The following is a 603-nucleotide window of genomic DNA, read 5'->3' as shown; positions in this document are numbered from 1 at the left end:
GGGCGCGCCGATCCGCACCGTCCCGGTGAGCCGCGCCACGGAGCCGCCGACCTGCTCCTGGTTGGCGACGATGGTCGATTCCATGGCTTCCGCGCTGTCGGCGACGCGCTGGCCGGCCTCGGTGAGGAGATAGCCGGTCTTGCGCCGGTCGAACAGCTTTGCCGAGAGGTGCTTCTCCAGCCGGTCGACGCGGCGGATCACCGTGGCATGGTCGACCCCGAGCTGTTTTGCCGCAGCCGAGACCGAGCCGCCCCGCACGATGGCCAGCACGAAGCGGAAGTCGTCCCAATCGATAGCGCCTTGATCCAGCATTTTCGCACATCTATGGTGCATTATCTCAGACTTGAATCCCAATAAATGCAGGTCGATAGGATTTGTCAAAGCGTTCAAGCTCGGCCTCAAGGAGATCATTCCATGCGTTCAGTCGGACATTTCATCGGTGGCAAGGAAGTAAAGGGCACGTCGGGCCGGACGGCAGACGTCTTTGAGCCGATGACCGGTGACGTCCAGGCCAAGGTCGCGCTGGCGTCCAAAGCCGAGGTCCGCGCTGCCGTCGAGAACGCCCGTGCCGCGCAGCCGGAATGGGCCGCCACCAACCCGCAG

At 64.0% G+C, this 603-nt stretch carries 2 protein-coding genes; one reads left to right on the top strand and one right to left on the bottom strand.

What is annotated here, in order from left to right:
• Positions 1–312 (bottom strand): LysR family transcriptional regulator (locus MOV75_RS41155; protein WP_247008609.1); only part of this gene is annotated, 312 nt, incomplete at its 3' end.
• A gap of 102 nt (positions 313–414) precedes the next feature.
• Here MOV75_RS41155 and MOV75_RS41150 point away from each other — a divergent pair.
• Positions 415–603 (top strand): aldehyde dehydrogenase family protein (locus MOV75_RS41150; RefSeq protein WP_247008607.1); only part of this gene is annotated, 189 nt, incomplete at its 3' end.

Origin of the sequence: Bradyrhizobium sp. PRIMUS42, assembly GCF_023006515.1 — a bacterium.
Classification (GTDB): domain Bacteria; phylum Pseudomonadota; class Alphaproteobacteria; order Rhizobiales; family Xanthobacteraceae; genus Bradyrhizobium.
This window is presented reverse-complemented; position numbering and strand designations above follow the sequence as displayed.